This window comes from Kitasatospora sp. NPDC088346 (assembly GCF_044740765.1).
In the GTDB taxonomy this organism is placed as follows: Bacteria; Actinomycetota; Actinomycetes; order Streptomycetales; family Streptomycetaceae; genus Kitasatospora.
On record NZ_JBIURH010000157.1, the window covers coordinates 1 to 2,307 of the forward strand.

The 2,307-nt window shown below is 73.7% G+C and carries 1 protein-coding gene; it reads right to left on the reverse strand.

Annotation, left to right across the window (positions count from 1 at the left end; genetic code table 11):
- Positions 1-1,908: type I polyketide synthase (locus ACIOFR_RS42105; RefSeq protein WP_401006110.1), on the reverse strand; the 1,908-nt coding region annotated here is incomplete at its 3' end.
- Positions 1,909-2,307: the final 399 nt, after the last annotated feature.

The window sequence follows — 2,307 nt, forward strand, 5'->3', positions numbered from 1 at the left end:
CACCGCGAACAACGCCGGCTGCGTGAACGCCGTCTCCCCGATCAGCGCCTCGTCCGCCACGGCCTCCCGCAGCGAACGCTCCAACAACGGATCCAACTCCGCACACACCGCGTCGAACGCCGCCGCGAACACCGGATACCCGCCATACAACTCCGCCCCCATACCCGCCCGCTGGCTCCCCTGCCCCGTGAACAGGAACGCCGTCCGGCCCGCCGTCCCGGCGACGCCCACCGCGGTCGCCGACCCGTCGGCGGCCAGCGCCGCCAGCCCCGCGAGCAGTTGCTGCCGGTCGTCGCCGACCAGCGCCGCCCGGTGCTTGAGCGCGGCCCGGCCGGTGGCCAGGGAGAGGGCGACGTCCGCCAGGTCCGGGCTCGGCTCCGGGCGGGTGGGGTCGTCGGCGAGGTGGGTGTGCAGGCGCTCGGCCTGGGCGCGCAGCGCGGCGGCGTCATGGCCGGAGAGTACGAGCGGGACGGGCTTCGGCAGGGTGTCGGGCCGATGGGCGGTCCGGGGAGGCCGGGCCGGTTCCGGGGCCTGTTCGATGATGGTGTGGGCGTTGGTGCCGCTGACACCGAACGAGGAGACGCCGGCCCGGCGCGGGCGTCCGGTCTCGGGCCAGGGGCGGGCCCGGGTCAGCAGTTCGACGGAGCCGGCCGTCCAGTCGACGTGGGGCGTGGGCTCGTCGACGTGCAGGGTCCGTGGCAGGATGCCGTGGCGCATCGCCATGACCATCTTGATGATGCCGCCGACGCCGGCCGCCGCCTGGGTGTGGCCGATGTTGGACTTGAGCGAGCCGAGCCACAGCGGGCGGTCCGCGGGCCGGTCCTGGCCGTACGTGGCGAGCAGGGCCTGCGCCTCGATCGGGTCGCCGAGGCGGGTGCCGGTGCCGTGCGCCTCGACGGCGTCGATCTGGTGGGCGGTCAGCCGGGACGCGGACAGCGCCTGCCGGATGACGCGTTGCTGTGCCGGGCCGTTGGGGGCGGTCAGGCCGCTGCTGGCGCCGTCCTGGTTGACGGCGGTGCCGCGGACGACGGCCAGCACGGGGTGTCCGTTGGCGAGGGCGTCCGACAGCCGCTCGACGAGCAGCATGCCGACGCCCTCGCCCCAGCCGGTGCCGTCCGCCGCTCCCGCGAAGGACTTGCAGCGGCCGTCGGCGGCCAGGCCGCGCTGGCGGCTGAAGTCGATGAAGGCGTCGGGGCTCGCCATCACGGCGACGCCGCCGGCCAGGGCCATCGTGCACTCACCGCTGCGCAGCGCCTGAACGGCCCAGTGCAGGGCGACCAGGGAGGAGGAGCAGGCGGTGTCGACGGTCACGGCCGGGCCTTCGAGCCCGAGCACGTAGGCGACGCGGCCGGAGGCGACACTGCCGGAGTTGCCGTTGCCGAGGTAGCCGGCGACCTCCTCGGGTACGGAGACCAGGCGGGAGGCGTAGTCGTGGTACATCACGCCGGCGAACACACCGGTGGCGCTGCCCCGGACGGATTCGGGGTCGATGCCGGCGCGCTCGAACGCCTCCCAGGAGGTCTCCAGCAGCAGCCGCTGCTGCGGGTCCATCGCGAGGGCCTCGCGCGGCGAGATGCCGAAGAACGCGGGGTCGAAGTCGGCGGCGTCGTGGAGGAAGCCGCCTTCCCGGGTGTAGGAGGTGCCGGGGCGGTCGGGGTCCTCGTCGTACAGGGCGGAGACGTCCCAACCGCGGTCGCCGGGGAACTCCGAGATGCCGTCCGCGCCTTCGGCGACCAGCCGCCACAGGTCCTCGGGCGAGGTCACGCCGCCCGGGTAGCGGCAGGCCATGCCGACGATGGCGATCGGCTCCGGCTCCTGGTCCTCCAGCTCCCGCAGCCGGCGGCGCGTCTCGCGCAGATCGGCGGTGGCCCGCTTGAGGTAGTCGAGGAGCTTCTCTTCGTTCTCCACGTGCTGTGTCACACCCTTGAACCCGGTCGTGGGGGCCGTGCCGGCCGCTCCTGGACGTCCGAGCGCGTCCGGAGGGCCCTGGGCACGGCCACCAATGAATTCGCGATGAAAACGTTCGCCCGGAATTCCCGCCCTGCGGGAGGGATCCCGTCCCGGTGATCGGCGATTCCGGCACCGGCGCCTCGCGCCCGCCGGCGGTTTCCGCACTGCTCGGCGACCGGAATTCCGGTGGTGTTCCGCGGAATTCGCCCGCCGCGCCGTCACGCTAACAGCGGCGCCGGGCGGAGCGGATCCCCTAACCTCCCCCTAGAAGGCTCGTGAAGATCTTGGGTTCTGGCCCCGCTGCGTGAGCGGCGGGGCCAGACTGCTTCTTGTGGCAATGGGGGAATGGGCCGGGGA